General features: G+C 63.4%; 21 protein-coding genes. 10 read left to right on the plus strand and 11 right to left on the minus strand.

The features are described 5' to 3' along the window. Nucleotides 1-53: 53 nt before the first annotated feature. Nucleotides 54-725 (minus strand): OmpA family protein, encoded by a 672-nt coding sequence (locus NR187_RS00105; protein ID WP_211387221.1) that lies wholly within the window; start codon nucleotides 723-725, stop codon nucleotides 54-56. 144 nt (nucleotides 726-869) lie between these two features. Continuing rightward, the gene (locus NR187_RS00110; protein WP_211387222.1) at nucleotides 870-2,384 is read right to left on the minus strand and encodes a caspase family protein; all 1,515 of its coding nucleotides are present in this window, start codon (nucleotides 2,382-2,384) and stop codon (nucleotides 870-872) included. A 373-nt stretch (nucleotides 2,385-2,757) separates the two neighbouring features. Between NR187_RS00110 and NR187_RS00115 the strand changes: the two genes are divergently transcribed. Then, on the plus strand, nucleotides 2,758-3,564 hold the full coding sequence (locus tag NR187_RS00115) for an N-acyl homoserine lactonase family protein (RefSeq protein WP_256805416.1): 807 nt from the start codon (nucleotides 2,758-2,760) through the stop codon (nucleotides 3,562-3,564). A gap of 303 nt (nucleotides 3,565-3,867) precedes the next feature. Here NR187_RS00115 and NR187_RS00120 read toward each other — a convergent pair whose 3' ends face one another. The 3 genes from NR187_RS00120 to NR187_RS00130 all read right to left on the minus strand — a co-directional run bounded on the left by NR187_RS00120 (nucleotide 3,868) and on the right by NR187_RS00130 (nucleotide 6,988). Further along, nucleotides 3,868-5,223, minus strand: coding sequence for a serine hydrolase (locus NR187_RS00120; RefSeq protein ID WP_256805417.1), 1,356 nt, complete (start codon nucleotides 5,221-5,223; stop codon nucleotides 3,868-3,870). 205 nt (nucleotides 5,224-5,428) lie between these two features. Then, on the minus strand, nucleotides 5,429-6,172 hold the full coding sequence (locus tag NR187_RS00125) for a class I SAM-dependent methyltransferase (protein ID WP_372702960.1): 744 nt from the start codon (nucleotides 6,170-6,172) through the stop codon (nucleotides 5,429-5,431). Nucleotides 6,173-6,445: 273 nt separating this feature from the next. Next, the gene (locus tag NR187_RS00130) at nucleotides 6,446-6,988 is read right to left on the minus strand and encodes a MarR family winged helix-turn-helix transcriptional regulator (RefSeq protein ID WP_256805419.1); all 543 of its coding nucleotides are present in this window, start codon (nucleotides 6,986-6,988) and stop codon (nucleotides 6,446-6,448) included. Nucleotides 6,989-7,098: 110 nt separating this feature from the next. Here NR187_RS00130 and NR187_RS00135 point away from each other — a divergent pair, with 110 nt between their 5' ends. The 5 genes from NR187_RS00135 to fahA all read left to right on the plus strand — a co-directional run bounded on the left by NR187_RS00135 (nucleotide 7,099) and on the right by fahA (nucleotide 12,786). Further along, nucleotides 7,099-8,757: an FAD-dependent oxidoreductase gene (locus tag NR187_RS00135; RefSeq protein WP_256805420.1), complete on the plus strand. Its 1,659-nt coding sequence runs from the start codon at nucleotides 7,099-7,101 to the stop codon at nucleotides 8,755-8,757. Between the two features lie 22 nt (nucleotides 8,758-8,779). Continuing rightward, nucleotides 8,780-9,004: a DUF2783 domain-containing protein gene (locus NR187_RS00140; protein ID WP_211387228.1), complete on the plus strand. Its 225-nt coding sequence runs from the start codon at nucleotides 8,780-8,782 to the stop codon at nucleotides 9,002-9,004. Between the two features lie 23 nt (nucleotides 9,005-9,027). Next, entirely contained in the window at nucleotides 9,028-9,984 is a 957-nt protein-coding gene (locus NR187_RS00145; RefSeq protein ID WP_256805421.1) for an MBL fold metallo-hydrolase, read from the plus strand. Nucleotides 9,985-9,986: 2 nt separating this feature from the next. Beyond that, nucleotides 9,987-11,333: a homogentisate 1,2-dioxygenase gene (gene hmgA, locus NR187_RS00150; protein ID WP_256805422.1), complete on the plus strand. Its 1,347-nt coding sequence runs from the start codon at nucleotides 9,987-9,989 to the stop codon at nucleotides 11,331-11,333. A gap of 178 nt (nucleotides 11,334-11,511) precedes the next feature. Continuing rightward, a complete protein-coding gene (gene fahA, locus NR187_RS00155) occupies nucleotides 11,512-12,786 on the plus strand; it encodes a fumarylacetoacetase (RefSeq protein ID WP_256805423.1) in 1,275 nt (424 codons plus the stop codon). Between the two features lie 134 nt (nucleotides 12,787-12,920). Here the strand turns inward: fahA and NR187_RS00160 are convergent, their stop codons facing one another. Together NR187_RS00160 and NR187_RS00165 are read right to left on the minus strand one after the other, a co-directional pair. Continuing rightward, complete coding sequence (locus NR187_RS00160; RefSeq protein ID WP_211387232.1) at nucleotides 12,921-13,232, minus strand: DUF1272 domain-containing protein; 312 nt, start codon at nucleotides 13,230-13,232, stop codon at nucleotides 12,921-12,923. Between the two features lie 74 nt (nucleotides 13,233-13,306). After that, the gene (locus NR187_RS00165) at nucleotides 13,307-13,786 is read right to left on the minus strand and encodes an Lrp/AsnC family transcriptional regulator (RefSeq protein WP_256805424.1); all 480 of its coding nucleotides are present in this window, start codon (nucleotides 13,784-13,786) and stop codon (nucleotides 13,307-13,309) included. A gap of 122 nt (nucleotides 13,787-13,908) precedes the next feature. On the opposite strand from NR187_RS00165, the gene hppD reads away from it, so the two are divergent. Beyond that, nucleotides 13,909-15,027, plus strand: coding sequence for a 4-hydroxyphenylpyruvate dioxygenase (hppD, locus tag NR187_RS00170; RefSeq protein WP_256805425.1), 1,119 nt, complete (start codon nucleotides 13,909-13,911; stop codon nucleotides 15,025-15,027). 102 nt (nucleotides 15,028-15,129) lie between these two features. Here the strand turns inward: hppD and NR187_RS00175 are convergent, their stop codons facing one another. The 4 genes from NR187_RS00175 to NR187_RS00190 form a co-directional block, all read right to left on the minus strand. Continuing rightward, nucleotides 15,130-16,236, minus strand: coding sequence for a CaiB/BaiF CoA-transferase family protein (locus NR187_RS00175; RefSeq protein WP_256805426.1), 1,107 nt, complete (start codon nucleotides 16,234-16,236; stop codon nucleotides 15,130-15,132). Nucleotides 16,237-16,518: 282 nt separating this feature from the next. Further along, on the minus strand, nucleotides 16,519-17,319 hold the full coding sequence (locus NR187_RS00180) for a xanthine dehydrogenase family protein subunit M (protein ID WP_211387236.1): 801 nt from the start codon (nucleotides 17,317-17,319) through the stop codon (nucleotides 16,519-16,521). A gap of 14 nt (nucleotides 17,320-17,333) precedes the next feature. After that, nucleotides 17,334-19,676, minus strand: coding sequence for a xanthine dehydrogenase family protein molybdopterin-binding subunit (locus NR187_RS00185; RefSeq protein ID WP_256805427.1), 2,343 nt, complete (start codon nucleotides 19,674-19,676; stop codon nucleotides 17,334-17,336). An 83-nt stretch (nucleotides 19,677-19,759) separates the two neighbouring features. Beyond that, the gene (locus NR187_RS00190) at nucleotides 19,760-20,245 is read right to left on the minus strand and encodes a (2Fe-2S)-binding protein (RefSeq protein WP_211387238.1); all 486 of its coding nucleotides are present in this window, start codon (nucleotides 20,243-20,245) and stop codon (nucleotides 19,760-19,762) included. 537 nt (nucleotides 20,246-20,782) lie between these two features. On the opposite strand from NR187_RS00190, the gene NR187_RS00195 reads away from it, so the two are divergent. The 3 genes from NR187_RS00195 to NR187_RS00205 all read left to right on the plus strand — a co-directional run bounded on the left by NR187_RS00195 (nucleotide 20,783) and on the right by NR187_RS00205 (nucleotide 24,492). After that, nucleotides 20,783-21,232, plus strand: a complete 450-nt coding sequence (locus NR187_RS00195; RefSeq protein ID WP_256805428.1) for a carbon monoxide dehydrogenase subunit G — start codon at nucleotides 20,783-20,785, stop codon at nucleotides 21,230-21,232. Nucleotides 21,233-21,521: 289 nt separating this feature from the next. Next, complete coding sequence (locus NR187_RS00200) at nucleotides 21,522-23,237, plus strand: PQQ-dependent methanol/ethanol family dehydrogenase (RefSeq protein ID WP_211387240.1); 1,716 nt, start codon at nucleotides 21,522-21,524, stop codon at nucleotides 23,235-23,237. Nucleotides 23,238-23,310: 73 nt separating this feature from the next. Next, nucleotides 23,311-24,492, plus strand: coding sequence for a c-type cytochrome (locus tag NR187_RS00205; RefSeq protein WP_211387241.1), 1,182 nt, complete (start codon nucleotides 23,311-23,313; stop codon nucleotides 24,490-24,492). Nucleotides 24,493-24,546 lie beyond the last annotated feature (54 nt).

The following is a 24,546-nucleotide window of genomic DNA, read 5'->3' on the forward strand; positions in this document are numbered from 1 at the left end:
AGCGAGACTTTACACCACATCACGACTTGTCACTTCAAAGGATTACGTCGTGCTCACTTCGATGCGGTGGTCTTGTTTTCCATGTTGACGACCTGCACGCGGCGGTTGACCTCCGCCAACGGCTGGCTCGGGTCCTTCAGCTTGCTCTTGCCGTAGCCGACGGTGACGAGATCGGTCGCGGAGATGCTGTACTTGTCGACGAGGTAGCGCTTGATCGAATCCGCGCGGCGCTCCGACAGGTCCTGATTGTAGCCCTCGCCGCCGGCGGCGTCGGTGTGGCCGGCGACCACGAAGGTCGAACCTTTCAGGTCGGGACTGGTCAGCGCGCGACCGAGCGCCTGTACCGAGGCAAGCGATTTGGCGCTGATATTGGCCGAGTTGTAGTCGAACGTGATTTCCAGATCGATATTCGGCTTGTCCTTGGCCACCGACGCGATTTCCTCGCGCTCGGTCGAGGAGAGCGAGCGCGTCGAGCGGCCGCGCACGGACTGGATCAGCTTGGTCTCAGCCGCATTCGGTGCGGGATCGGCCTGCGGAGCGATCGAGAGGCCGCGGGTCAGCGGCTTTTTCGCCGGCGGCGCCAGCGCGCGGACGATCTCGTCCTCGGTGACGTTCTTGCTGTTGCCGTCGTCGCCCGCGAAGGCGAGCGGGGTCGTCAGCGACAGGGCGGCGCCGATGGTCATGATGGACAGGATCGCGGTAAGTCCCTTGGCAGCCAATCTCATAGCCAGTCCCTCCTGCGCAGCTAGCTGGCGCGGTTCCATAATCTCTGCACTCAGCCCCGAAGGGGCGGCTTGCGGCATCCGTTCGGTTAGTCTTCGCCGGGCCGCCGGGGGTTCGAGGCACACCGGCCTCGATTCAAAGAAATATCAACGCACTCCGTAGCTTGCGAATTCCTGAACAATGTTCGGGTCCATCGCCTTGGCATTGGCGATGTCGAGCGCGCCTTCCTGGGCCGAGCCATTGCGCTGCTTGGCGATCCCGCGTCCGAACAGCGAGGAGGTCAGGCGCGGGTTGATCCTCAGGGCCGCGTCGAAATCGGCGATGGCGTTCTTGACCGCTCCCGATTTCAGATTGACCAGCCCGCGGCTGTCCAGCGCGTCGACGAAGTTCGGCCGCAGCCGCAGGGCCTCGTTGCAATCCTTGAGCGCGCCCTGGAGGTCGCCAATCACGGTGCGGGTCCAGCAGCGGTTGTTCAGAGCCTCGACGTCTTTCGCGTTGATCCGGAGCGTCTCGTCGAAATCCTTGATGGCCAGGTTGTAGGCGCCCTTGCTGGCATAGACCTGGCCGCGCCGGTACAGCGCGTTCACGTCGTCCGGATTGGCGGCGATCTTGGCCGTCAGTCCCTTGATGGTCGGGTCCTCCGCCAGCACGGCCGCGCTCGGCCCGCTATCCATGCTTGGCGCGGGGGTGGTCTCGGCCGGCTTCACCGGCGGTGGCGCCGGCGGCAAGGCTGCCTCGACCTGAGGTTTTGGTGACGGAGCCGGCGCAGGCGCGACCGCCGTGTCGGCCGGCTTCGGTGCCGGAGGCGGTGACGGCGGCGCGGGTGGGGCCGGTGGCGGGTTGTTGGCGACGACGGGCGGCGGCGCGGGAGGCGGGGGTGGCGGCGTCGTTGTCGGACGCGATCCGCCGGCCCCCGGAATGAACGAGAAATCTTCGGCCAGCGACGAGGATATCCACGGCACCTGCTCGCCGCGGGAGGCGCGGGTGACGCCCATCTTGGTGCGGTTCAACGTCTCCTCGGCCATCAGGTCGGGGACGCGGATTTCCTTGAGCAGTTCCTGGACGAACAGGCTGTGCTCGCCGCCGACGTCCGAGACCACCGAGGCCAGCGCCGCCGAATACATCACCAGCGTGCCGTTCGGCGCGATGACGGGCGTGAGGCCGGCCGAGAAGCTGCGGAACCGGCGCTCGAACGGGTTGCGCCTGCTGGCGTCGACCAGCGCGATCTTGACGCCGGCGCCGCGGGTATTGAGCTCTCCGAGCACGGTTTCGAGGCCGACGCCGTCGCGGCGCACGTCGGATTCGGTCCAGATCTGCGCGTCGACCGGCAGCAAATAGCTTTGCCGCGCCGACTGGATGCCGAAGCCGCTGAAGAACACCAGCGCCACCGACCCCGGCTTGATCTTGCTGTAGAGCTTGTCGAAAGCGCGGCGCATGCCGTCGCCGGTCAGGTTCTCGCCGATCTCGACGGAAAAGCCGTCGCGCTTGAGCTCGTCGGCGACGTCGCGCGCATCGTTGAGCGGTTCCTTCAGCGGGGCGTCGGCGTCTGGATATTTGGCGTTGCCGATGACCAGCGCAAAGCGATCACCGGCCGCCCGCGACGGCGCGGTCGGGATGAGCGAGACGAGCAGGGGCAGAAGGAAAAGAAGGCGAATTTTCATAATCAGCGCGGTCCAGCCAAAAAGGCGCCGTTCCAGCTTGCGCCGCGGCGACCTTAACTTACGCAATGTGCATTATCAAACCGGGGAAGGGGGGCGTCAACCGCTTGCAGATTCGGCGTTATCGCGACAATTGACCGCGACAGCCGGGCACGTTGCGAGGGGAATAAACGGGCGGTCACAGTTGGACTCGGTACATTCTGGTTGGTATTGCCGTTGCACGTTAGGGCAGTCATGGCGACAAGAATGTGATTGGTCTCACATTGCGGGCCTGTGCTCTTCGCAATCTCCGGTGTTTGACCTTTGCGACGGACAATGGCTTGGTGCGATTAATCGCGCCTGAAGGTCCACTCAGAAAAAAAGCAAGATCAAAACCATGGGAAACGCCTACGAAATCTACGCATTGCGCTACGCGACGATGTCGCCGCGCACCCCCAGCATGAACTTCCTGGCGCCGGATCCGCATGACAGCGCAGCGCAGGATCTCGACTATTTCGTCTGGCTGATCCGCGGCGGCGGCCGCGATATCCTGGTCGATACCGGCTTCAATGCCGAGGAGGCGAGCGCACGGGCGCGCAAGCTGACGCTCAATCCGGTCGATGCACTGGAGCGCTTTGGTGTGGCGGCGTCAGCCATACGCGACATCATCGTGACACATCTGCATTACGACCACGCCGGCAATCTCGACCGCTTCCCGAGCGCGCGCTTCCATCTTCAGGAGCGCGAGATGGCCTACGCGACGGGGCGCTGCATGTGCAACGGACTGTTGCGACATCCGTTCTCGGTCGAGCACGTCACGCAGATGGTCCGGCATGTCTATGGCGAGCGCGTCAATTTTTATTCCGGCGACGGCGAGGTCGCGCCCGGCGTCACCGTGCACCGCGTCGGCGGTCACTCGGACGGCTTGCAGGTGGTCAAGGTCGAGACGGCGCGCGGGCCGGTGGTGCTGGCCTCTGATGCCGCGCATTACTACGCCAATCTCCAGCGCAGGAGCCCTTTCCCGATCGTCTACAACGTCGGCGACATGGCACAGGGCTGGGAGACGATCGAGCGTCTCGCCGGCCATCCTGACAGGTTCATTCCCGGACACGATCCGATCGTGACGGAGATCTATCCGCGCGCGAGCGACAAGGTCGACGCCTGGGCGCTGCACCTGCCGCCGTCGCGGTCGTTTGCGAAGTGACGGCCTAGCCGTCATTCCGGGGCGCGCGGAGCGCGTACCCGGAATCCAGAAGTTGTCGCTTGAGATTCAGGGTTCGCCGCTGTCGCTGCGTCCCGGAATGACAACGTCGGCTAATACGCCTGCTTGGCGGCGGCCATTTCGCTGGTCTGGATCAGTCGAGGCACGCTTCGATCTCGCCGAGCAGGTCCGAGAGCGCTCTTGCGGCTCAGATCAGCCGGGCCTGATATCCGCGGTGCTCCTGAAAGCAGCGCGCAAACGAGCATCGCCGAGGATCCGAGTCGGGCCAAACCCGGAAGTAACGCATCATTTATTCGATCTGCACGCCGCGACAATCGCGTACAGCAGTTTCGCGACGCTGTACCCAATATCTTCCCGCGTCAAACCCATGCGCAGGATTACCAGTTTACGCGAGGGGATGATCGCGATCACCTGGCGGAGGTGCCCTTGCAACATGAAAGTGTCGGCAGGGAGTCGGAATCCCTGGCCCGGCCCCAACCAAAGCTGTCCGCGACCGTAGACCGGGCCATGTCCCTCGTCGGACGCCGGCACAGGCGAGCGCATGTAATCGACAAAGGCCGGCGGCAAAAGCTGTGCACCGTTCCATTCTCCGTTCAAGCGCAGGAACTCGCCGAAGCGCACCCAATCATGTGCACTGGCGAAGAGAAAGGCTTCGCCAAGGAATGTGCCTGAAGGGTCGGCCTCAAGAACAGCGCTGGTCATGCCCAAAGGCTTGAACAATCGCTCCTGCGGATACGCTCGCGCGTTCGCTCCAACCGCGTTCTGCCAGAGCCGGGCCAACAGGACGGACGAGCCCCCGGAATAGTTGAACTTCGTTCCAGGCGAGGCGGCAAGCGGACGGTCCCTCGCGAAAGCCGCCGCATCATTTGCGAGATTCTCCAACCCGTCAGGGTCGGGAGAATCACCATCTTCACTCCATTGCAATCCGCTTGTCATGGCCATCAAATCGGCCACTGAGATGTCCGCGCGCGCGTCGCCGGCCCACTGCGGAAACAGATTCTTTCGATCGAGCGAAAGCTTTCCGTCCTTGATCGCCATGCCGGCCAAGACGGCGTTCACGGTCTTCGTCATCGACCAGCCCTGCAAGGGCGTCGAAGCGTTGAAGCCTTCGCCGTAGGTTTCACCGATGATGCGCCCGTCCTGGACCACGACAATCGCGCGCATGCCGGGTCCTTGGAGAGCCGGATCGTTCAGCGCCGCCAGCAGACGCTTGTCCTCTGACAATTGCACCCTCTCGCCGGCCGGCCAGAGCGCATCCGACATTGCCGACGGTGAGGGCGGCGCGGCGCGATCGGGGATTTCGCCCTTCGAGACCAGCGTGCAACCGCGTTCCTCCTCATATTGGGCATAGCGTTTGGCGAAGAGGCCGCGAAATGCCACTTCGACACGCTGGTTGGCGTTGTCGATATTGATGTTCAGACGTTTGACGACACGAGGAAGGGCGAACGCCACGTCGGTCATAATCACCGCATCCGCGTCGCGTTTGGCAATGAACACGTTCGAGCAAACCATTTTTGCCGCATAGGCCGTGGCGGACAGCAGCCCATTGGGTGGGATGAAGGTTAGCCAGACGCTGAATACTAAAACGCCGAGAAGCACAATCGCGACAATAAGTTTCAACATTATTAGAACAAGACGCATGCTTCCCGACTCGTCTCAAACAAGCGCTGGCCACACGCATCATGGACGGATTCCACGAAAACTCAACTCAAAGTAGGACTCCTGTCCGACCTTTCGCGATGTCCGAGTTGGGTGAAAAGCGCCGGTTTGAGTCTCAGCCGGCGACTTTCGGTCTTGCCCCTTCTCCGGACACGTTCAGCCTCCGAGGCGGGCGGCTGGCGTGGTGTCAACGAGCGCCGGCTGGATTCCTACAAGCAACTATATCGCGGGGAGATTTTCGAGCCGCTAGCTCCGGCGGAGAGAATATCGCCAAATATCCTCCGTCACCTGCGAGCTTGTAGGTGGCGACCTCGCGATAGCCGACGGCGGTCAATTCACAGCGCAACAGCTCAATTGGCGTGCCATGCTTCGACGTCGGAAGCTCGAGATCGACAATTCCAACCCGCGCACCCTGCTTCAAGGCGGGCGCGAGGTTGTAGAGGAAGGCATAGGGTTGGGCTATCTCGTGATACATATGCACGAGGATTGCGGCATCCAGCGAAGAAGCGGGTAGACGCGGGTCGTGTGGTTCGCCGAGCGCGAATTGCACGTTCGTCAACTTCAGAAGTTCTGTTCGCCTGGCGAGTTCTATGAGGTAATCCCGCGTGACGTCCTGGGCAATGACAGAGCCGGCGGGTCCGACGAGGCGGGAGAGCCTGACCGTGTGGTAGCCACTGCCTGCTCCAATGTCGCCGACTGTCATACCTGGTTTCAGTTCGAGAACACGTGCGATTTGACCGGCCTCATTGAGGGCGTCGCGGCGCTCTTCGGCGGCGCGGCGTGGGCTGACGATCCGTGCAACAGGGCGCTGCGGTGAGGGAAACTCGTTTGTAGCGACTCCGGGGGGAGCCAGATAACCTATGTCAGCCGCATATGCGCGAGTTGCAGCAAACGCCACAAGTAGCGCCGTTGTATAAGCCAGTGTCGTCACGGGCCTGCCTGGCTTTCTCAACCAGTTTAGGCGCAGTCGTCCAGGTCTTGTGAGCTCCAAATGTGAGCCCACCGTCATGGCAACGAGGTTCAAGGTAGCAGGCAACTCCATCCGTGCGCCTCGCGCTCACGCCCGCCAATCGCACCAGAGAGCAAATCCCAACGAGTCAAGCCATTAACATCCGTTGCGGCTCAAAAAGCACTGCCCTGATGAAGTATAAGATCTTTGCTCACCCCCAAAAAGCCGACGTCTGAGCCTTTACGATTACGCGCCCTAATACGCCTGCTTGGCGTCGGCCTCTTCGCTGGTCTGGATCAGATCGAGGCTCTGCTCGATCTTGCCGAGCAGGGCAGAGAGTTGCTTGCGCTCCTGCGCGGAGAGGCACGCGAGGATCTCGTCTTCCCGCCGCAACAATTGCGGAAACAGCTCCTCGTAGAGCACGCGGCCCTTCTTCGTCAGTCGCAGGCGGAATTCGCGGCGGTCGGCTTCGTTCTCGACGCGCTCGATCAGGTCCTCATGCAGCAGCATGGTCACCGCGCGGCTGATGGTGGATTTGTGCGTGCGGGTGCATTGCGCAATGAATTGCGCGCTGCAGGCATCGTTGCGGAAGCCGAGCGTTGCGATCACGCGCCAGGCCGGGATGTCGAGCCCGTGACGCTCCTGATATTCGACCGAAAGCGCGGCACTGACTTCCGCCGCGAGCCGGTTGAGGCGGAACGGCACGAACTTGAACAGGTCGAGCCGGGTTTTGGGCCGCGGTGAAGCCTCTTCGCGGTCCCGCGCCTTCAGCGCGATGTCGCTGGATGTCCTCGCCAAGGAGAGCGCTCCGAATTCCAGTTGACGGCCGGCCGGCTCCGGTCCAAAATAGTTGCACGTGAGACTATCTAGCAGATCAGTCCCCTCCTGACCAGAGCCGAGGTTAGTGTATGGCGCAGGCCAGTACGCAGCAGGTCAAGACCTATCAAGCCAAGACCTTCGAAGCCAAGACCCAGTTCGGCTATCGCCGCAACCCCGATCAGGATCGCTCCGGCCAGAACCCGGCTGAGCATCCGGTGGTGGTCGTCGGTGCGGGCCCGGTCGGGCTGTCGCTGGCGATCGATCTCGCCCAGCGCGGCCAGCGCGTCGTCCTTCTGGACGATGCCGATCGCATCGGCGAAGGCTCGCGTGCGATCTGCTTCTCGAAACGTTCGCTGGAATATTGGGACCGGCTCGGCGTCGGCGACCGCATGGTCGAGAAGGGCGTGGTGTGGAGCGTCGGTCGCATTTTTCATGGCGAGCAGCAGCTCTACCAGTTCAACCTGCTCCCCGAAGACGGTCACAAACGGCCGGCCTTCATCAATCTCCAGCAATATTACGCCGAAGCCTACCTGGTCGACCGCATCGGCGATCTGCCCGATATCAACCTGCGCTGGCGCAACAAGGTGACGGCGCTCGAGCAGCGCAACGATTCTATCGCGCTGACGATCGAAACCCCGGAGGGCGCCTATCGGCTGCAGGCGCAATATGTCGTCGCCTGCGACGGTGCGCGGTCGTCGCTGCGGCAGATGGTCGGCGCCGAGTTCGCCGGGCAGGTGTTCGAGGATCAGTTCCTGATCGCTGACGTCAAGATGACGGCGGAATTTCCGACCGAGCGCTGGTTCTGGTTCGATCCGCCGTTTCATGCGGGACGTTCGGCGCTGCTGCACCGGCAGCCTGACGATGTCTGGCGCATCGATCTCCAGCTCAACCGCTATGCCGATCCCCTCGTCGAGAAGCAGCCGGAGAACGTGCGACCGCGGATCGCGCGCATGCTCGGGCACGACAAGTTCGAGTTCGAGTGGATCTCGCTCTACAAATTCCAGTGCCGGCGGATGGATCGTTTCCTCCATGGCCGCGTGATCTTCGCGGGCGATTCCGCGCATCAGGTCTCGCCGTTCGGTGCGCGCGGCGCCAATTCCGGACTTGAAGACGCGGAAAACCTGTCCTGGAAGCTCGATCGCGTCCTGCGCGGGACCTCGCCCGCGAGCCTGCTCGAGAGCTATCATGTCGAGCGCAGCGCGGCCGCCGACGAAAACATCCGCGAATCGACCCGCTCGACCGATTTCATGGCGCCGAATTCGCATCAGGAAGCGCGGCTGCGCAAGGCGGTGCTGTCGCTTGCCAAGGAAACCGAGTTCGGCAAGCGCATGGTCAATGGCGGCCGGCTGTCGGTGCCTTGCAGCTATTACTCGCCGCTGTCATCGCATGATGCGGATGCGTGGGCCGGTGGACCGCCGCCGGGCTGTTCCATGCTCGATGCGCCCGTTGCGACGCGCGAGAGCGAGCAGGCTTATTTGACGGATGCACTCCGCAAGGGTGGAACGGACTTCACCTTGCTGTCGTTCAGCAACGGCGCGGCCGTCGCTGCGCCCGACGGCGTGAAGGATATCCGCATCGGCGGCACGGGCGGGCTTGCCGATCCCTCGGGCCTACTTGCCAAGCGCTATGACGCCGAGCCCGGTGCTGCCTATCTGCTGCGGCCGGACGGCTACGTCGCGGCGCGCTTCCGCCATCCGACGCGCGAGGCGATCGCGGCAGCGCTGTCGCGGGCCCAAGGCTTCAATTGAAAGGCGTGACTTGAGGATTCGCATGCCGCTTTCAACCAGCTCAAACTTCGCACGGCCCGACGATGCCTTTCGCGCCATCGTCGAGGCGCATCGCGGCCTTACCGACGAGCAGAGCGCCGATTTCGACGCGGCGCTGGTGCTGATCCTCGCCAACCATATCGGCGACATCGACGTGCTGCGGGAGGCAATCCTGCTGGCGAAACGCCGCATGATCGACGGCCAGCAGCAGCAACAGCAACAACAATAACCCCGTGACCTAAGGATGAACTGATGGCGAAGAATTTCGCGTCCACCGGCGATCTCTCCGAGAAGAAGATCACCTTCTCCGAGATCGGAACCGATCTCTACGCCTTCACCGCGGAGGGCGATCCGAATAGCGCGATCATCGTCGGCGACGACGGCTGCCTCGTGTTCGACGCGCAATCGACGCCCGCGATGGCGAGCAAGGTGATCGAGCGCGTCCGCGCCGTTACCGACAAGCCGATCAAATATGTCGTGCTATCGCATTATCACGCCGTGCGCGTGCTCGGCGCCTCCGCCTACAAGGCGCAAGGAATCGTGGCTTCGCAGGAGACCTATCGCCTGATCGAGGAGCGCGGCCAGCAGGATTGGGATTCTGAATACGGCCGCTTCCCGCGCCTGTTCCAGGATGCCTCGAGCATTCCCGGCCTGACCTGGCCGACGCTGACCTTCGAAGGCGAGATGTCGATCTATCTCGGCAAGCGCGAGGTGCGCCTGATGCAGCTTGGCGCCGGTCATACCTCCGGCGACATCGTCGCATGGGTGCCGGATGCGGAAGTGATGTTCTCCGGGGACCTCATCGAATATCACTCGGCCTGCTATTGCGGCGACGCGCATTTGCGCGAATGGCCGCTGACGCTGAACGAGATCCGCAACTTCAATCCAAAGGCGATCGCGCCGGGCCGCGGCGATGCGCTCAAGGGCACAGCCACGGTGCGCGAGGCCATCGCGATGACGCGCGACTTCGTCACCTCGCTCTATGGCGCTGCCGAAATCTCGGTCGCCAAGGGGCGCACGCTGAAGGAATCGATGGCGGCGACGCGCGAAATGATGGATCCGAAGTTTTCGAGCTTTGCCATCTACGAGCACTGCCTGCCGTTCAACGTGTCGCGCGCCTATGACGAGGCCTCGGGGATCGACGACCCCGTGATCTGGACCGACAAGCGCGACCAGGAGATGTGGGCGAACTTGCAAGGAGGAGGATAGTCATGAACATCAATACCTCGCCCGACCAGATCATTCGCAGTTCTGCGCAGGTCACGCCGGGCTACATGTCCGGCTTCGGCAACAGCTTTGAGACGGAAGCTCTGCCGGGCGCGCTGCCGATCGGGCGCAACTCGCCGCAGCGTTGTGCCTACGGGCTCTATGCCGAGCAGCTCTCGGGTTCGCCCTTCACCGCGCCGCGCGGCACCAACGAGCGCTCCTGGCTCTATCGCATCCGCCCCTCGGTGAAGCATTCCGGGCGCTTCGAGAAGGCCGATGCCGGTCTGTGGCGCTCGGCGCCCTGCCACGAGAACGACCTGCCGATCGCGCAATTGCGCTGGGATCCGGCGCCGATCCCGAAGGAGGACATGACCTTCCTCCAGGGCGTGCAGACCATGACGACGGCCGGGGACGTCAACACGCAAGCCGGCATGGCCGCGCATGTCTATCTCATCACCAAGTCGATGGTGGACCAGCATTTCTACAATGCCGACGGCGAGCTGATGTTCGTGCTCCAGCAGGGCAACCTGCGTCTGGTCACCGAGTTCGGCCGCATCGACGCCGAGCCCGGCGAGATCGTGGTGATCCCGCGCGGCGTCAAGTTCCGCGTCGAGATTCCGAACGGGCCGGCGCGCGGCTATCTCTGCGAGAACTATGGCGGCGCCTTGACGCTGCCGGAGCGCGGCCCGATCGGCGCCAACTGTCTCGCCAATGCGCGCGACTTCCTCACCCCCGTGGCGTATTACGAGGACAAGGACACGCCGACCGAGCTCTACGTCAAATGGGGCGGCGCGCTGTTCAAGACGACCTTGCCGCATTCGCCGATCGACGTGGTCGCCTGGCACGGCAATTACGCGCCGTACAAGTATGACCTGCGCACCTTCTCGCCGGTCGGTGCGATCGGCTTCGACCATCCCGATCCCTCGATCTTCACGGTGCTGACCTCGCCGTCGGAGACCGCGGGCACCGCGAACATCGATTTCGTGATCTTCCCGGAGCGCTGGATGGTCGCCGACAACACCTTCCGGCCGCCCTGGTATCACATGAACATCATGAGCGAGTTCATGGGCCTGATCTACGGCGTCTACGACGCCAAGCCGCAGGGCTTCGTTCCCGGCGGCATGAGCCTGCACAATTGCATGCTGCCGCACGGCCCCGACCGCGACGCCTTCGAGCACGCCAGCAACGGCGAACTGAAGCCGGTGAAGCTGACCGGCACCATGGCCTTCATGTTCGAGACCCGCTACCCGCAGCGCGTCACCGCCCATGCCGCTAACGCTGCGACATTGCAGGACGATTACGCGGATTGCTGGAAGGGACTCGAGAAGCGGTTCGATCCGAACCGGCCTTAGCGGTCTTCCCCTCTCCCCTTGTGGGAGAGGGTGGCTCGCCGCGGAGCGGCGAGACGGGTTAGGGGTCTCTGTCCGCGAGTGACCCTAACTCATTTGGACTCGCGGATAGAACCCCTCATCCGGCGCTTAGCGCCACCTTCTCCCACAAGGGGAGAAGGAAGAAAGGACCGGGCCAAAAGTGACGACCCACCCCAACAACCCCAGCCTCCGCTCCTTCGTCGATGTCGATCCGTCCTCCGACTTCCCGATCCAGAACCTGCCCTACGGCGTGTTCTCGACCGCGACCAATCCGACGCCGCGCGTCGGCGTTGCGATCGGCAATTATGTGCTCGATCTCTGGGAGCTCGAGCAGGATTCCCGGCTCGACGTCGGCCCGCTCGGCGTGTTCTCCGGCGCCTCGCTCAATCCGTTCATGGCGCTCGGGCCGAAGGTTTGGGCGAAGACGCGGGCGCGGATCAGCGAGCTCTTGCGCGCGGATCATCCGGAGCTGCGCGACAATGACGAACTGCGCAAGCAAGCCTTGGTGCCGAGGCGCGACGTCAGGCTGCATCTGCCGTTCGCGGTCTCCGGCTACACCGATTTCTATTCCTCCAGGGAGCATGCCACCAATGTTGGCGTGATGTTCCGCGGCAAGGACAATGCGCTGCAGCCGAACTGGCTGCATATGCCGATCGCCTATAACGGCCGCGCCTCGACCGTCGTGGTCTCCGGCACCAAGGTGAAGCGCCCGCGCGGGCAGCTGAAGCCGCCGAACGTCGAGATGCCGAGCTTCGGGCCGTGCAAGCGGCTCGACTTCGAGCTGGAGATGGGCGTGGTGGTCGGCCAGCCATCGCCGATGGGCGGCATGCTCACGGAGAGCCAAGCCGAGGAGATGATCTTCGGCTTCGTGCTGCTCAACGACTGGAGCGCGCGCGATATCCAGCAATGGGAATATGTGCCGCTCGGGCCGTTCCTCGCCAAAGCGTTTGCGACCTCGATCAGCCCGTGGGTGGTGACGCGCGAGGCGCTGGAGCCGTTCCGCCGAAAGGGGCCGGAGCAGGAGCCGGCGCCACTGGATTATCTCAAGCAGGGCAAGCCGCAGAATTACGATGTCGAGCTCGACGTCTCCTTGCGTGCCGTCGGAGCGAATGCGCCGGCCGGCATCAGCCGCACCAATTTCAGGTACATGTATTGGTCCTCGGTGCAGCAGTTGATGCACCACGCCTCCTCTGGCTGCGCCATGAATGTCGGCGATCTCCTCGGCAGCGGCACGATTTCCGGGCCCGAGAAGAACCAGCGCGGCAGCCTCTTGGAGATCAGCTGGAACGGCACCGAGCCGGTCGAGCTGCCCGGCGGCGCCAAGCGCTCGTTCCTGGAAGACGGCGACAGTCTCGTGATGCGCGGCTGGTGCCAGGGCGATGGCTACCGGGTCGGCTTCGGCGAGGTCGAGGGGACGATTTTGGCGGCGGAGTGATTGCTGGGGATGTGACGCGACGTTCTATACACATTCTCCGTCATTGCGAGCGTAGCGAAGCAATCCAGAATCTTCTGCGGAAGCAGTCTGGATTGCTTCGTCGCAAGGGCTCCTCGCAATGACGTTGAGAGGGCTCACCGTCTCTCCGGCGCCACGTCCTTGATCCTCGCGCAGTGCGCGGCCACGTCCTGCGCGCTGTATTTCAGATGCACCCGCTTGTCCGACGGGACGTGCTTGGTCACGCACACGCCCGGCCGCCATTCCTGCGTGGGGCGGATCGGGCGCGGGACGAAGCCGCCGCCGCAGTTCGGACAGACGTTGGAGAGTTTCGTCTCGACGCAGTCTGCACAGAAAGTGCATTCGTAGGAGCAGATCCGCGCGTTCGTTGCGTCCGGCGGCAGGTCGCGGTCGCAATATTCGCAGTTCGGTCGAAGCTGGAGGGCCATGGCTGAATCTCCGCAGATCAGCCCGGATCATCGCAGATCGCATCCAGGGCGCGAAGGGCGTAGTTCCCTCAAATTCAGCCAGCCTTCAATTCCTTCAGCGGCAGCCGCGAGCTTTCCTTCAGCCGGTCAAGCACGATCGAGGAGCGCACATGCGCCACGCTCTGGTGCGGCATCAGCACGTCGTTGACGAGGTTGGAGAGTCCTTTCAGATCGCGCAGCACGGCCTTGAGCACATAATCGGCGTCGCCCGTGAGCGAATAGGCTTCCTGGATCTCGTCGATACGGCCAACCAGTGAGCGGAAGCGCTTGGAATTGTCCGGCGAGTGGGTCGCGAGCCCCACCTGGATGAAGGCGATCACGCCGAAGCCGAGCGCCTCGCTGGAGAGATCGGCGTGGTAGCCCGCGATCACCCTCTCCTCCTCCAGCCGCATCCGCCTGCGCGAGCATTGCGAGGCCGAGAGCCCTGCGAGTTCAGCAAGCTCCTGGTTGGTGAGGCGGCCGTCATCCTGGAGCGCGCTCAGGATCTTGAGGTCGAAGGCATCTACGGAGGTCATGCGTCAAATGTCCAATCTATGCACAAATTGTGCATAAGATAGCGAAATGACGTCCCGTTTGCACGCTCCTTGCGCGCCCAATGAAGGATAGTTCAGGCAGCAAGCAATTGGGAGAGCAGCGAATGGGTCCGTTTCCGCACGATGCACCGCCGGCTACGATCAGTGCCGACAATCCGATGGGCACCGACGGGTTCGAGTTCGTCGAATATGCGCATCCCAATCCGGAAGAGCTGCACGCCTTGTTCAAGCTGATGGGCTATGCGCCCGTCGCGCGCCACAAGACCAAGAAGGTCACGGTCTATCGTCAGGGCGACATCAACTATCTCGTCAACGAGCAGCCCGGCACCCACGGCTGCGACTTCGTCGCCGCGCACGGTCCCTGCGCGCCCTCGATGGCGTTCCGCGTGGTCGATGCGAAGGCCGCTTATGACCGCGCGATTGCGCTCGGCGCCGAGCCTGCCGATGCGACGCCAGCGCAGAAGACGCTCGACGTGCCCGCGATCAAGGGTATCGGCGGCAGCCTGCTCTATTTCGTCGATCGCTACGGCGCCAAGGGTTCGGCCTACGATGCCGAATTCGAATGGTTGGGGGCGCGCGATCCGCGGCCCAATGGCGCCGGCCTGTTCTACCTCGATCATCTCACCCACAACGTCCATCGCGGCCGCATGGATGTCTGGACCGGCTTCTACGAGAAGCTCTTCAACTTCCGCCAGATCCGCTTCTTCGACATCGAGGGTCGCGCGTCGGGCCTGTTCTCGCGGGCGCTGACGAGCCCGGACGGCAAGATCCGGATTCCGATCAACGAGGACGCCGGCGATTCCGGCCAGATCGAGGAATATCTGAATATCTATCGCGGCGAGGGCATCCAGCACATCGCCTGCGGCTGCCGCGACATCTACCGCACCATCGAGGGCCTGCGCGAAGCCGGCCTTCCGTTCATGCCGGCTCCGCCCGAAACCTATTTCGAGCGGATCGACGCGCGGCTGCCCAAGCACGGCGAGGATGTCGCCCGGCTCCAGACCAACGGTATCCTGATCGACGGCGAGGGCGTGGTCGAGGGCGGCCAGACCAAGGTGCTGCTGCAGATATTCTCCGCCAATGCCATCGGCCCGATCTTCTTCGAGTTCATCCAGCGCAAGGGCGACGACGGTTTTGGCGAGGGCAATTTCAAGGCCCTGTTCGAATCCATCGAGGAAGATCAGATCCGGCGCGGGGTGTTGAAGGTGGGGAACGCGGCCTAGACTAGGCTGTTACTTTCAAGCACATTGTCACGTCAAAACAGGCGTCGTCCCGGCCTTCGCCGGGATGACAGCGGAGTTTGACGCTGAGGCGGAGTGCGAAGATTATCGCTTCCAAGCGCTCGTCACCGTACCAATCTCCGCGCCTTCCGGCTCGCGCACCGCCGACGGAGTGCGCGAGAAACGCGGCGCCGGCGCCGGCTGCTTCACGCCGTGACGCTCGACGAAGACGTTGCGGGCGACCATGTGAGGATGCTGCGTGGCTTCCGACATGGTCAGCACCGGCGCGAAGCAGATGTCGGTGCCTTCCATGATCCTGCACCAATCCTCGCGCGTCTTGCTCTTGAACACGGCCTGCAACTTCGCTTTCAGCGCGGGCCACGCCTTGCGGTCCATCTGCGCGTCGAAATCCGCATCCGTCAGACCCGCATGCTCGCGCAGCAGCGCGTAGAATTGCGGCTCGATCGAGCCGATCGAGACGAAATGGCCGCAGGCGCATTCGTAGACGCCGTAGAAATGCGCGCCGCCGTCGAGGAAGTTCTGGTTGCGCCCTTCAGTCCAGCGGCCGATCGTGGTCATGTCGAAGAAGAACGACATCAGCGATGCCGCGCCGTCGCACATCGCGGCATCGACCACCTGGCCCTTGCCTGACTTCTGCGCTTCCAGCAGGGCTGCGAGCACGCCGACGACCAGATAAAGTGCGCCGCCGCCGAAATCGCCGACGAGATTGAGCGGCGGCACCGGCGTTTCCTTCGTGCCGATCGCAGCGAGTGCGCCGGTGATGGAGATGTAGTTGATGTCATGGCCGGCGGCGTTCGCAAGCGGGCCCTCCTGGCCCCAGCCGGTCATGCGGCCGTAAACCAGCTTCGGATTGCGCGCGAGCACCACATCGGGTCCAAGGCCGAGCCGCTCCATCACGCCCGGACGAAAGCCCTCGACCAGTGCATCGGCATTCGCAAGCAGATCGAGCACCTCGGCGATCGCCGCCTTGTCCTTGAGGTCGAGCTCGATCACCTTGCGGCCGCGGCCTGCGACCGACTTCATGCTCTTCTTCGCGCCGACCCGGTCGAGCGTGACGACATCGGCGCCCATATCGGCCAGCATCATGCAGGCGAACGGGCCGGGCCCGATGCCGGCGAATTCGACGATGCGGAAGCCCGACAGCGGGCCCGAGGTGCGAACGGAGGATGTGGGGGCTGATTTGTCGAGCACGTTTTTGTTTCCTCGGGTCCAGGCGGAGTGCCGATGTCCGGCAATCGCGTGGACCATTCCTCTGTGGGCGAGTTAATTGACCGATTAACTTTTCCCGCCTTCACGCCAGCGAGGCAAGCGGTTTTCGTGACGCATCGCCAAAATAAAAGCGGCGCGCACCGAAGTGCGCGCCGCGGAAAATTTGTGTTGAGGCGCTAAAGCGCGATCATGATCGTGCTTTAGCATTTTGTTTGGGCATAACTTTCCGGAAAACCGCTGCACGCTTTTCCGGATCGTGCCTCATCAGCCGGCAGCGGTTACGGCGCGTTGTGCCATCACCTTGATCAGGTTCGCGCGGTACTCCGCCGTACCGTGGATGTCGGCCAGCAGATTGCTTGCTGAAATGCTGACGCTGTCGATCGCGGCCGGCGACCAGTTCGCCTTCAGTGCGGCTTCGATCGCGGGGACCCGCATCACGCCGCTCTGCGAGGCTCCGGTGGCGGCGACCCGAACCTCGCCCGACTTGGTCTGCGCCACGAACACGCCGGTCAGCGCGAAGCGCGAGGCCGGATGCCGCATCTTTTCGTAGCCTGCCTTCGCCGGGACCGGAAACGACACGGCGGTGATGATCTCGCCGTCCTCGAGCGCGGTGGTGAACAGGCCCTGAAAGAAGTTCTCCGCCGCGATCGACCGCTTGTTGGTCTTCACGGTGGCGCCGAGCGCAAGCAGCGCCGCCGGATAATCCGCGGCGGGATCGTTATTGGCGATCGAGCCGCCGATCGTGCCGCGATAGCGCACCGCGGGATCGCCGAGCACGGAGGTGAGATAAGCGATCGCGGGGATCGCCTTCTTCACGTCGGCACTCTGCATGATGTCGAAATAGGTCGTGCCGGCCTTGATGGTCAGCACGTCGCCGGAGAGCTCGACGCCCTGCAGCTCCTTGATCTTGCCGAGGTCGATCAGGTCGGACGGGCTGGCGAGCCGCTGCTTCATCACCGGCAGCAGCGTCTGGCCGCCAGCAAGGAATTTCGCCTCGCTGCTCTTGCCGAACAGGCTGATGGCTTCGTCGACAGTGGAGGCGCGATGATAAATGGTCTGGTACATCTTGGCTCTCCCTCTTAAGCTGCGTGGATCGTGCGCCACACCCTGTCGGGGGTTGCGGGCATTTCCAGATTGTTCTTGCCGATCGCATCCGTGATCGCGTTGATCACGGCCGCAGAGGCGCCGATCGCGCCGGCCTCACCGCAACCCTTGATGCCCAGGGGATTGCCCGGGCACAGCGTCGTGGTGTGGGAGAGGTTGAAAGAGGGCAAATCGTCGGCGCGCGGCATGGCGTAGTCCATGAACGACGCCGTGACCGGCTGGCCGTTGGCATCGTAGATCGCGTGCTCGAGCAGTGCCTGCCCGATGCCCTGGGCAAGGCCGCCATGGACCTGGCCCTCGACGATCATCGGGTTGATCAGCCGGCCGAAATCGTCGGCCGCGACGAAGTTGACGAAGGAGGTCTTGCCGGTGCCGGAATCGACCTCGAGTTCGCAGATGTACGTGCCGGCCGGGAAGGTGAAGTTGGTCGGGTCGTAGAAGGCGCTCTCCTTCAGGCCCGGCTCCATTCCGTCAGGCAGGTTGTGCGCGGTGTAGGCCGCGAGCGCGACCATCGGGAAGGCGATCGCCTTGTCGGTGCCGGCCACCTTGAACTCGCCGTTCTCGATGACGATGTCGCCTTCCGACGCTTCGAGGGCATGCGCTGCGATCTTCTTGGCCTTGGATTCCATCTTCTCCATCGCCTTCAGGATCGCGGTGAGACCGACGGCCGCCGAGCGCGAGCCGTAGGTGCCCATGCCGAACTGCACCTTGTCGGTGTCGCCGTGGACGATCGAAACCTGGCTGATGGGAACCCCCAGGCGCTCCGCGACGAGCTGGCAGAACGTCGTCTCGTGACCCTGGCCGTGGCTATGCGAGCCGGTGAGGATCTCGATCGTGCCGACCGGATTGACGCGCACTTCTGCGGACTCCCACAGGCCGACGCCGGCCCCCAGGCTGCCGACCGCCTTGGACGGCGCGATGCCGCAGGCCTCGATGTAGCAGGACACGCCGATGCCGCGCAGCTTGCCGTCGGCCTTCGCCTTGGCCTTGCGTCCGGCAAAGCCGGCATAGTCGATCGCCTTCATCGCGGCATCGAGCGAGGCATTAAAGTCGCCGGTGTCATAGGCCATGATCACGGGCGTCTGGTGCGGGAACTGGGTGATGAAGTTGGTCCGGCGCAATGCGGCCGGATCGACCTTCAACTGCCGCGCCGCCGTCTCCATCAGCCGTTCGATCAGGTAGCTCGCTTCGGGGCGGCCCGCGCCGCGATAGGCGTCGACCGGCGTGGTGTTGGTATAGACCCCGACCACCTCGGCGTGGATCGCCGGGATGTTGTACTGGCCCGACAGCAGCGTCGCGTAGAGATAGGTCGGCACCGAGGACGAGAACAGCGACATGTAGGCGCCGAAATTGGCGTAGGTCTTCACCTTGAGGCCGGTGATCTTGTTGTTGGCGTCGAACGCCATCTCGGCGTGGGTGACGTGGTCGCGGCCATGCGCGTCGGTGAGGAAGGCCTCGGTGCGGTCGCCGGTCCATTTCACGGGACGGCCGACCTTCTTCGAGGCCCACAGCGCCACCATCTCCTCGGGATAGATGAAGATCTTCGAGCCGAAGCCGCCGCCGACGTCGGGAGCGATCACGCGCAGCTTGTGCTCGGGGGCGATGTTGTAGAACGCCGACAGCACCAGACGGGCGACGTGCGGGTTCTGCGATGTCGTGTAGAGCGTGAAATGCTCTTCCGCCGCGTCGTAATCGGCGATCGCCGCGCGCGGCTCCATCGCGTTCGGCGCGAGCCGGTTGTTGGTGACGTCGAGCTTCACGACATTGGCGGCCTTGGCGAAGGCGGCGTCCGTCGCACTCTCGTCGCCGATCACCCAGTCGTAGACCTGGTTGCCGGGGGCTTCGGGATGCAGCTGCGGTGCGCCGGACTTGATCGCGGCTTGGACGTCGGCGACCGCGGGAAGCTCTTCATAGTTCACGACGACGGCCTCGGCCGCGTCGCGCGCCAGATTCTTGCTCTCGGCGATCACGACCGCGACGGCCTGTCCGACGAAGCGCACCGTCTCCGGCGCCATTGCCGGCCATGCGCCCATCTTCATCGGGCTGCCGTCCTTGGAGGTGATGGCCCAGCCGCAGATGAGGTTGCCGACCTTGTCGTCGACGATCTGCTGTCCCGTGAGCACCGCGACCACGCCCGGCATCTTCAGCGCGGCGGAGGAATCGATCCCCTTCACCTTGGCGTGCGCGTGCGGGCTGCGGATGAAATGGGCATGGGTCATGCCCTGCAATTTGATGTCGTCGACGTAGCGACCCTTGCCGGTAATGAAACGCTTGTCTTCCTTGCGCACGACGCGCGCGCCGATACCTTCAACACCCATGTCTGGTCCTCCCGACCGGAATTGTCTTGACCGCGCTTTCCCTCGAAAGCAGCAGCGGTGGTTCTTATTCGAGGCGGGCCGCTTTACTCGGCCGCCTGCGAGACCTTCATGCGTCCGGCTGCATCCAGCACGGCCTTGACGATGTTGTGGTAACCGGTGCAGCGGCAGATATTGCCTTCGAGCTCGTGGCGCACGGTGGCTTCGTCGAGCTGGCCGCCATGGCGGTGCACGATGTCGATCGCGGACATGATCATGCCCGGCGTGCAATAGCCGCACTGCAGGCCGTGATTGTCGCGGAAGGCGGCCTGCATCGGATGCAGCTCCTCGCCTTTGGCGATGCCTTCGATGGTGGTGATACTGGCGCCGTCGGCCTGGCCTGCCAGCATGGTGCAGGATTTCACCGCCTTGCCGTCCATGTGGACGACGCAGGCGCCGCACTGGCTGGTGTCGCAGCCGACATGGGTTCCGGTGAGATTGAGGTGATCGCGCAGCAGCTGGACCAGCAGCGTGCGGTCCTCGACGTCGACGGTAACGGCCTTGCCGTTCACCGTCAGTTTGACTGTAGACACGTGAATACCTCCCGATCGTTTGTAGTTATTCTAATTAGAGACAGCGCAACGGAACTTTGCAACTGGGATTTTGGTCGCGAGCGTCATGGAAAGGTCATGGCGACCACTGCCAAAGCGTCGTGCTTCGGCAAAACTGTTCCGTGGCGCCGCCAAAGGGTGGCGCGACCTGAGAAGAAATTCGTGTCTTGTCTGCGGCAGCGTTGTCTCGCGCCATCATGCGAGACCATTCGCCCTCGGCGCCAAGCCCGCCGCGTGTCGTTTCTCCCTGAAGAAAGCATTCGTTGTTGGCAGCAATAGGAGCACGGCCCGACGGCTTTGTAATCGCGATCTTCGTAGTAGGGGATCGCCAGGCTAAGTCGTTGATTTCGCTTGTTGAGACGTCTGCGTGCCGGGTGGCCGGCGGCCTTCGGCGCGTCACTCGACGCAGCACTTGGAGGCGCTTCGGCGGTCCACGCTGCGCCTAGTACTTCCTGGCGATTGTCTGTCGCGCTGAACCAACCTAACCGAGTACGCAAACAACGGTGGAGGGTGGAAACGATGCGGATGAACGATAGCCAGCGCATTCCGGCTTCGAAGGCGACGGTATGGGCCGCACTGAATGATCCCGACATTCTCAAGCGCTGCATTCCCGGCTGCCAATCGCTCGAGATGGTTTCTCCGACCGAGATGAGCGCGACCGTCGTGCTGAAGGTCGGTCCGGTCAAGGCAACCTTCAACGGCAAGGTGACATTGACGGATATCGATGCGCCGAGCAGCTATCGCATCATCGGGGAAGGCGCGGGCGGCGTCGCGGGTTTTGCCAAGGGCGCCGCCAAGGTCAGGCTCGAAGAGGAGTCGCCCGATATCACCGTTCTCCACTATGAGACGGAGGCGCAGATCGGCGGAAAGCTCGCGCAACTCGGCTCGCGACTGATCGACTCGACGTCCAGGAAGCTCGCCGCAAGCTTCTTCGAAAATTTTGCCGGTATCGTCGCTCCCTCCGCCTGATTCGACGAGCGGCCCGTCGCGTTATGCTCGACGGAAAAATGGGATTGCGGCGCAACTCCGCCGCGGTTCGATTGCGCGTTTCGAGCCGCGGTCATCCGGCAAGAGGCGAGCGACGACAACGACATGCGCCGGACAATATGGCGATGATTTGCACTACTACCTTCCGCCTATACTAAGCGCGCAAGCGCGATGCTGTAATTTTCCCCGATGGCTCGCAGGCGAACTGCGCATCACAAGCACAAAGCGCATCAGCGCCCAACGTGGCGCAACACAACATCGCGGAGGGAATATGTCCTTAGGCACCAAGGGATTCTTGGCTGGCATTTCGATGATCGCCATGCTGGCGGCCGGCACCATCGGCGTTCGCGCCAACGATTCACTGATCAAGGCACAAGCCGACGCCAATCAATGGGCGGTTGCGGGACACGACTACGCCAACACCCGCTTCAGTTCGCTCAACCAGATCAACACCGAGAACGCCGGCAAGCTGTCGCTCGCCTATTCGTTCTCGCTGGCGTCGCTGCGCTCGAACGAATCCTCGCCGCTCGTCATCGGCAACACGCTCTACGTCTCGACCTCGTGGGGGCCGAAATACGTCTATGCGCTCGATGCCGCGACCGGCGCGCGCAAATGGACGTACGAGCCGGAGATACCGGACGACGTGCTGCAACACGCCTGCTGTGACGTGAACAATCGCGGCGTCTCCTATGCCGACGGCAAGATTTTCGTCGGGCGGCTCGACGGCAAGCTGACGGCGCTCGATGCGGCCACCGGCAAGGCGCTGTGGACGACGAAGGTGGTCGACTACAAGCAGGGCTCGGTCATCACCTCGCCGCCGCTGGTGGTGCGCGATAAGGTCATCACCGGCTTCGGCGGCGGCGAGTACGGCGTGCGCGGCGCGCTGCTGGCCTTCGACATCAACACCGGAAAGCAGCTCTGGGAGACGCACACAGTGCCTGCGCCGGACGAACCCGGCGGCGACACCTGGAAGGGCGATTCCGCCCAGCATGGCGGCGGCGCCGCGTGGCTGGTCGGCTCCTACGACGGCAAGACCGACACGGTCTATTGGGGCACCAGCAATCCCGGCCCGTGGAACACGGCGGTGCGCTCGACCGGCGACGGCAATTTCGGCAAGCTCACCAACCTCTACACGGCCTCGACGCTGGCGCTCGATCCGAACACCGGCAAGATCAAGTGGCATTTCCAGACCACGCCGGCCGATGCCTGGGACTATGACGGCGTCAACGAGGCCATTCTCGCCGATCTCAAGATCGGCGGCAGCACCGTTCCGGCGTTGATGAAGGCGGATCGCAACGGCTTCTTCTTTGTTGCCAACCGCGAGACCGGCAAGGTGCTCTCGGCAGAGAAATACGTCTTCGCCAACTGGGCGGAGAAGTTCGACCTCGCTACCATGCGCGCGGTCGAGGATCCCGACAAGCGTCCGGGGCCAGGCCATCCCGCCAAGGACATCTGTCCCAACCTCATCGGCGGCAAGAACTGGCAGCCGATGTCGTTCAACCCGCAGACCGGCCTCGTCTACATCCCGTCCAACAACGTGTGCATGGACTGGTCGGTCGGCGAAGTCTCCTACAAGCGCGGCGTGTTCTATCTCGGTGCCGAATTCCCGACCAAGGAAGGTCCGGGCGGCTTCCTCGGCGAGCTCGTGGCATGGGATCCCGTAAACCAGAAGAAGGTCTGGTCAATCAAGGAAGACCTGCCGTTCAACGGCGGCACGCTGAGCACCGGCGGAGGCCTCGTCTTTGCGGGCAACATCCGTGGCGACTTCCGCGCCATCGATGCCAAGTCAGGCAAGGTGCTCTGGACCAAGAACCTCGGTTCCGGCATCGGCGCCGGTCCCGTGACCTACATGGTCGATGGCAAGCAATACGTCGCCATCGTTGTCGGCCGGACCGCTGCTCTCCCGGCGTTCCTGGGCGACGTTGGAAAGAAGATGACGGCCGCGGCTCCTGAGGGCGGGTCGCTCTTCGTGTTCTCCGTCCAGTGACCACTCGCGCGCGTATCCTCGGTGACGGGATACGCGCGCGCTCTTTTCGATCTTAATCGACCGGAGATTGAGCATGCGTTCAGACCCATTAGGCATTGGCAGGCGAATTGATCGCCGGCATCGCACGATCCTTGTGTGCGCCGCGATTGCGGCGTCGATCGCAGCGGTGCCAGGCCGCGCAGACCAACCGCAGCCGTTCCGCCTCTGCGCCGACCCGACCAATCTTCCATTTTCCAGCGACAGTCCGTCGCAACCGGGCTTCTATGTCGAGATCGGCCAGGCGCTGGCGCAGGCGCTGGGCCAGCCGATCGCCTATGATTGGTACAAGTCCTATTTCGGCAAGCGCACGGTACGTGTCACGCTGCTCGGCAAGCAGTGTGACGCCATGATCGGCCTGCCGCGCTCCGACGATTTCATGGGGCCGGCGGTGATCTTCTCCAGCGCCATTGCGAAGGAAGGGTATGCCCTGGTCACGGCCAGGGACCGCGCGGTCGGCGGTGTCGAGGATCTCCGCGGCAAACGCGTCGCCGTGCAGTTTGCCAGCACGCCGCAAAATCTCCTGGCGAGCCGTGACGATATCCAGAAGGTCACGGTGCTGTCGCCCGAGGAAGGCATGAAGGCCCTCGATGCGGGCAAGGCCGACGTTGCCTTCATCTGGGGCCCGGTCGCCGGCTGGCTGAACAAGACTGTCTATCAGGACCGATACCGGATCCAGGTCACTGAAGGCGAAGGCCTTTCCTGGGACGCCGCTATCGGCTTCGCCAGGACGTCAAGCGAACTGCGCGACCGCGTCGACGCCGTCCTGCCGCAGCTTGCGCGCGCCATCACCGAGCTCTCGGTCAAGTATGGCCTGCCGGCCGGCCAACCCGTTCACTTCAGCGCGGCGAGGGCTGAGCCGCCGGGTGTCACGACCGGGGCCGCAGCGAGCGTAGCGCAGGTTGCGAATGTGGTGGCGACCGAGACCAAGGGAGACGCCTTGCCTCAAAGCGCCGAGGCGGTCAGCACCGGCAAGGAAATCTTCAACGGCACCTGCGCCCACTGTCATGGTCCCGACGCGATCCAGAGCGAGCGCAAGATCGATTTGCGGCTCCTGCGCCATCGCTATGGCGACGACATGCGCGCGACGTATTTGAAGACCGTGCATGAGGGACGGCCGGCCAAGGGCATGCCGGCCTGGAAAGAGGTCTTCACGGATGAGCAGTTCGAGAGCATTTATTCATTCCTGGCGACCGTTCAGGTCGAGTCGAACGATTGACGAGCTCGACCGTACGGGAGCGGATAGATGTGCTAGCGTCCGTCCCGCGTCGCC

Origin of the sequence: Bradyrhizobium sp. Bra64 (genome assembly GCF_024519875.1) — a bacterium.
In the GTDB taxonomy this organism is placed as follows: Bacteria; Pseudomonadota; Alphaproteobacteria; order Rhizobiales; family Xanthobacteraceae; genus Bradyrhizobium; species Bradyrhizobium japonicum_G.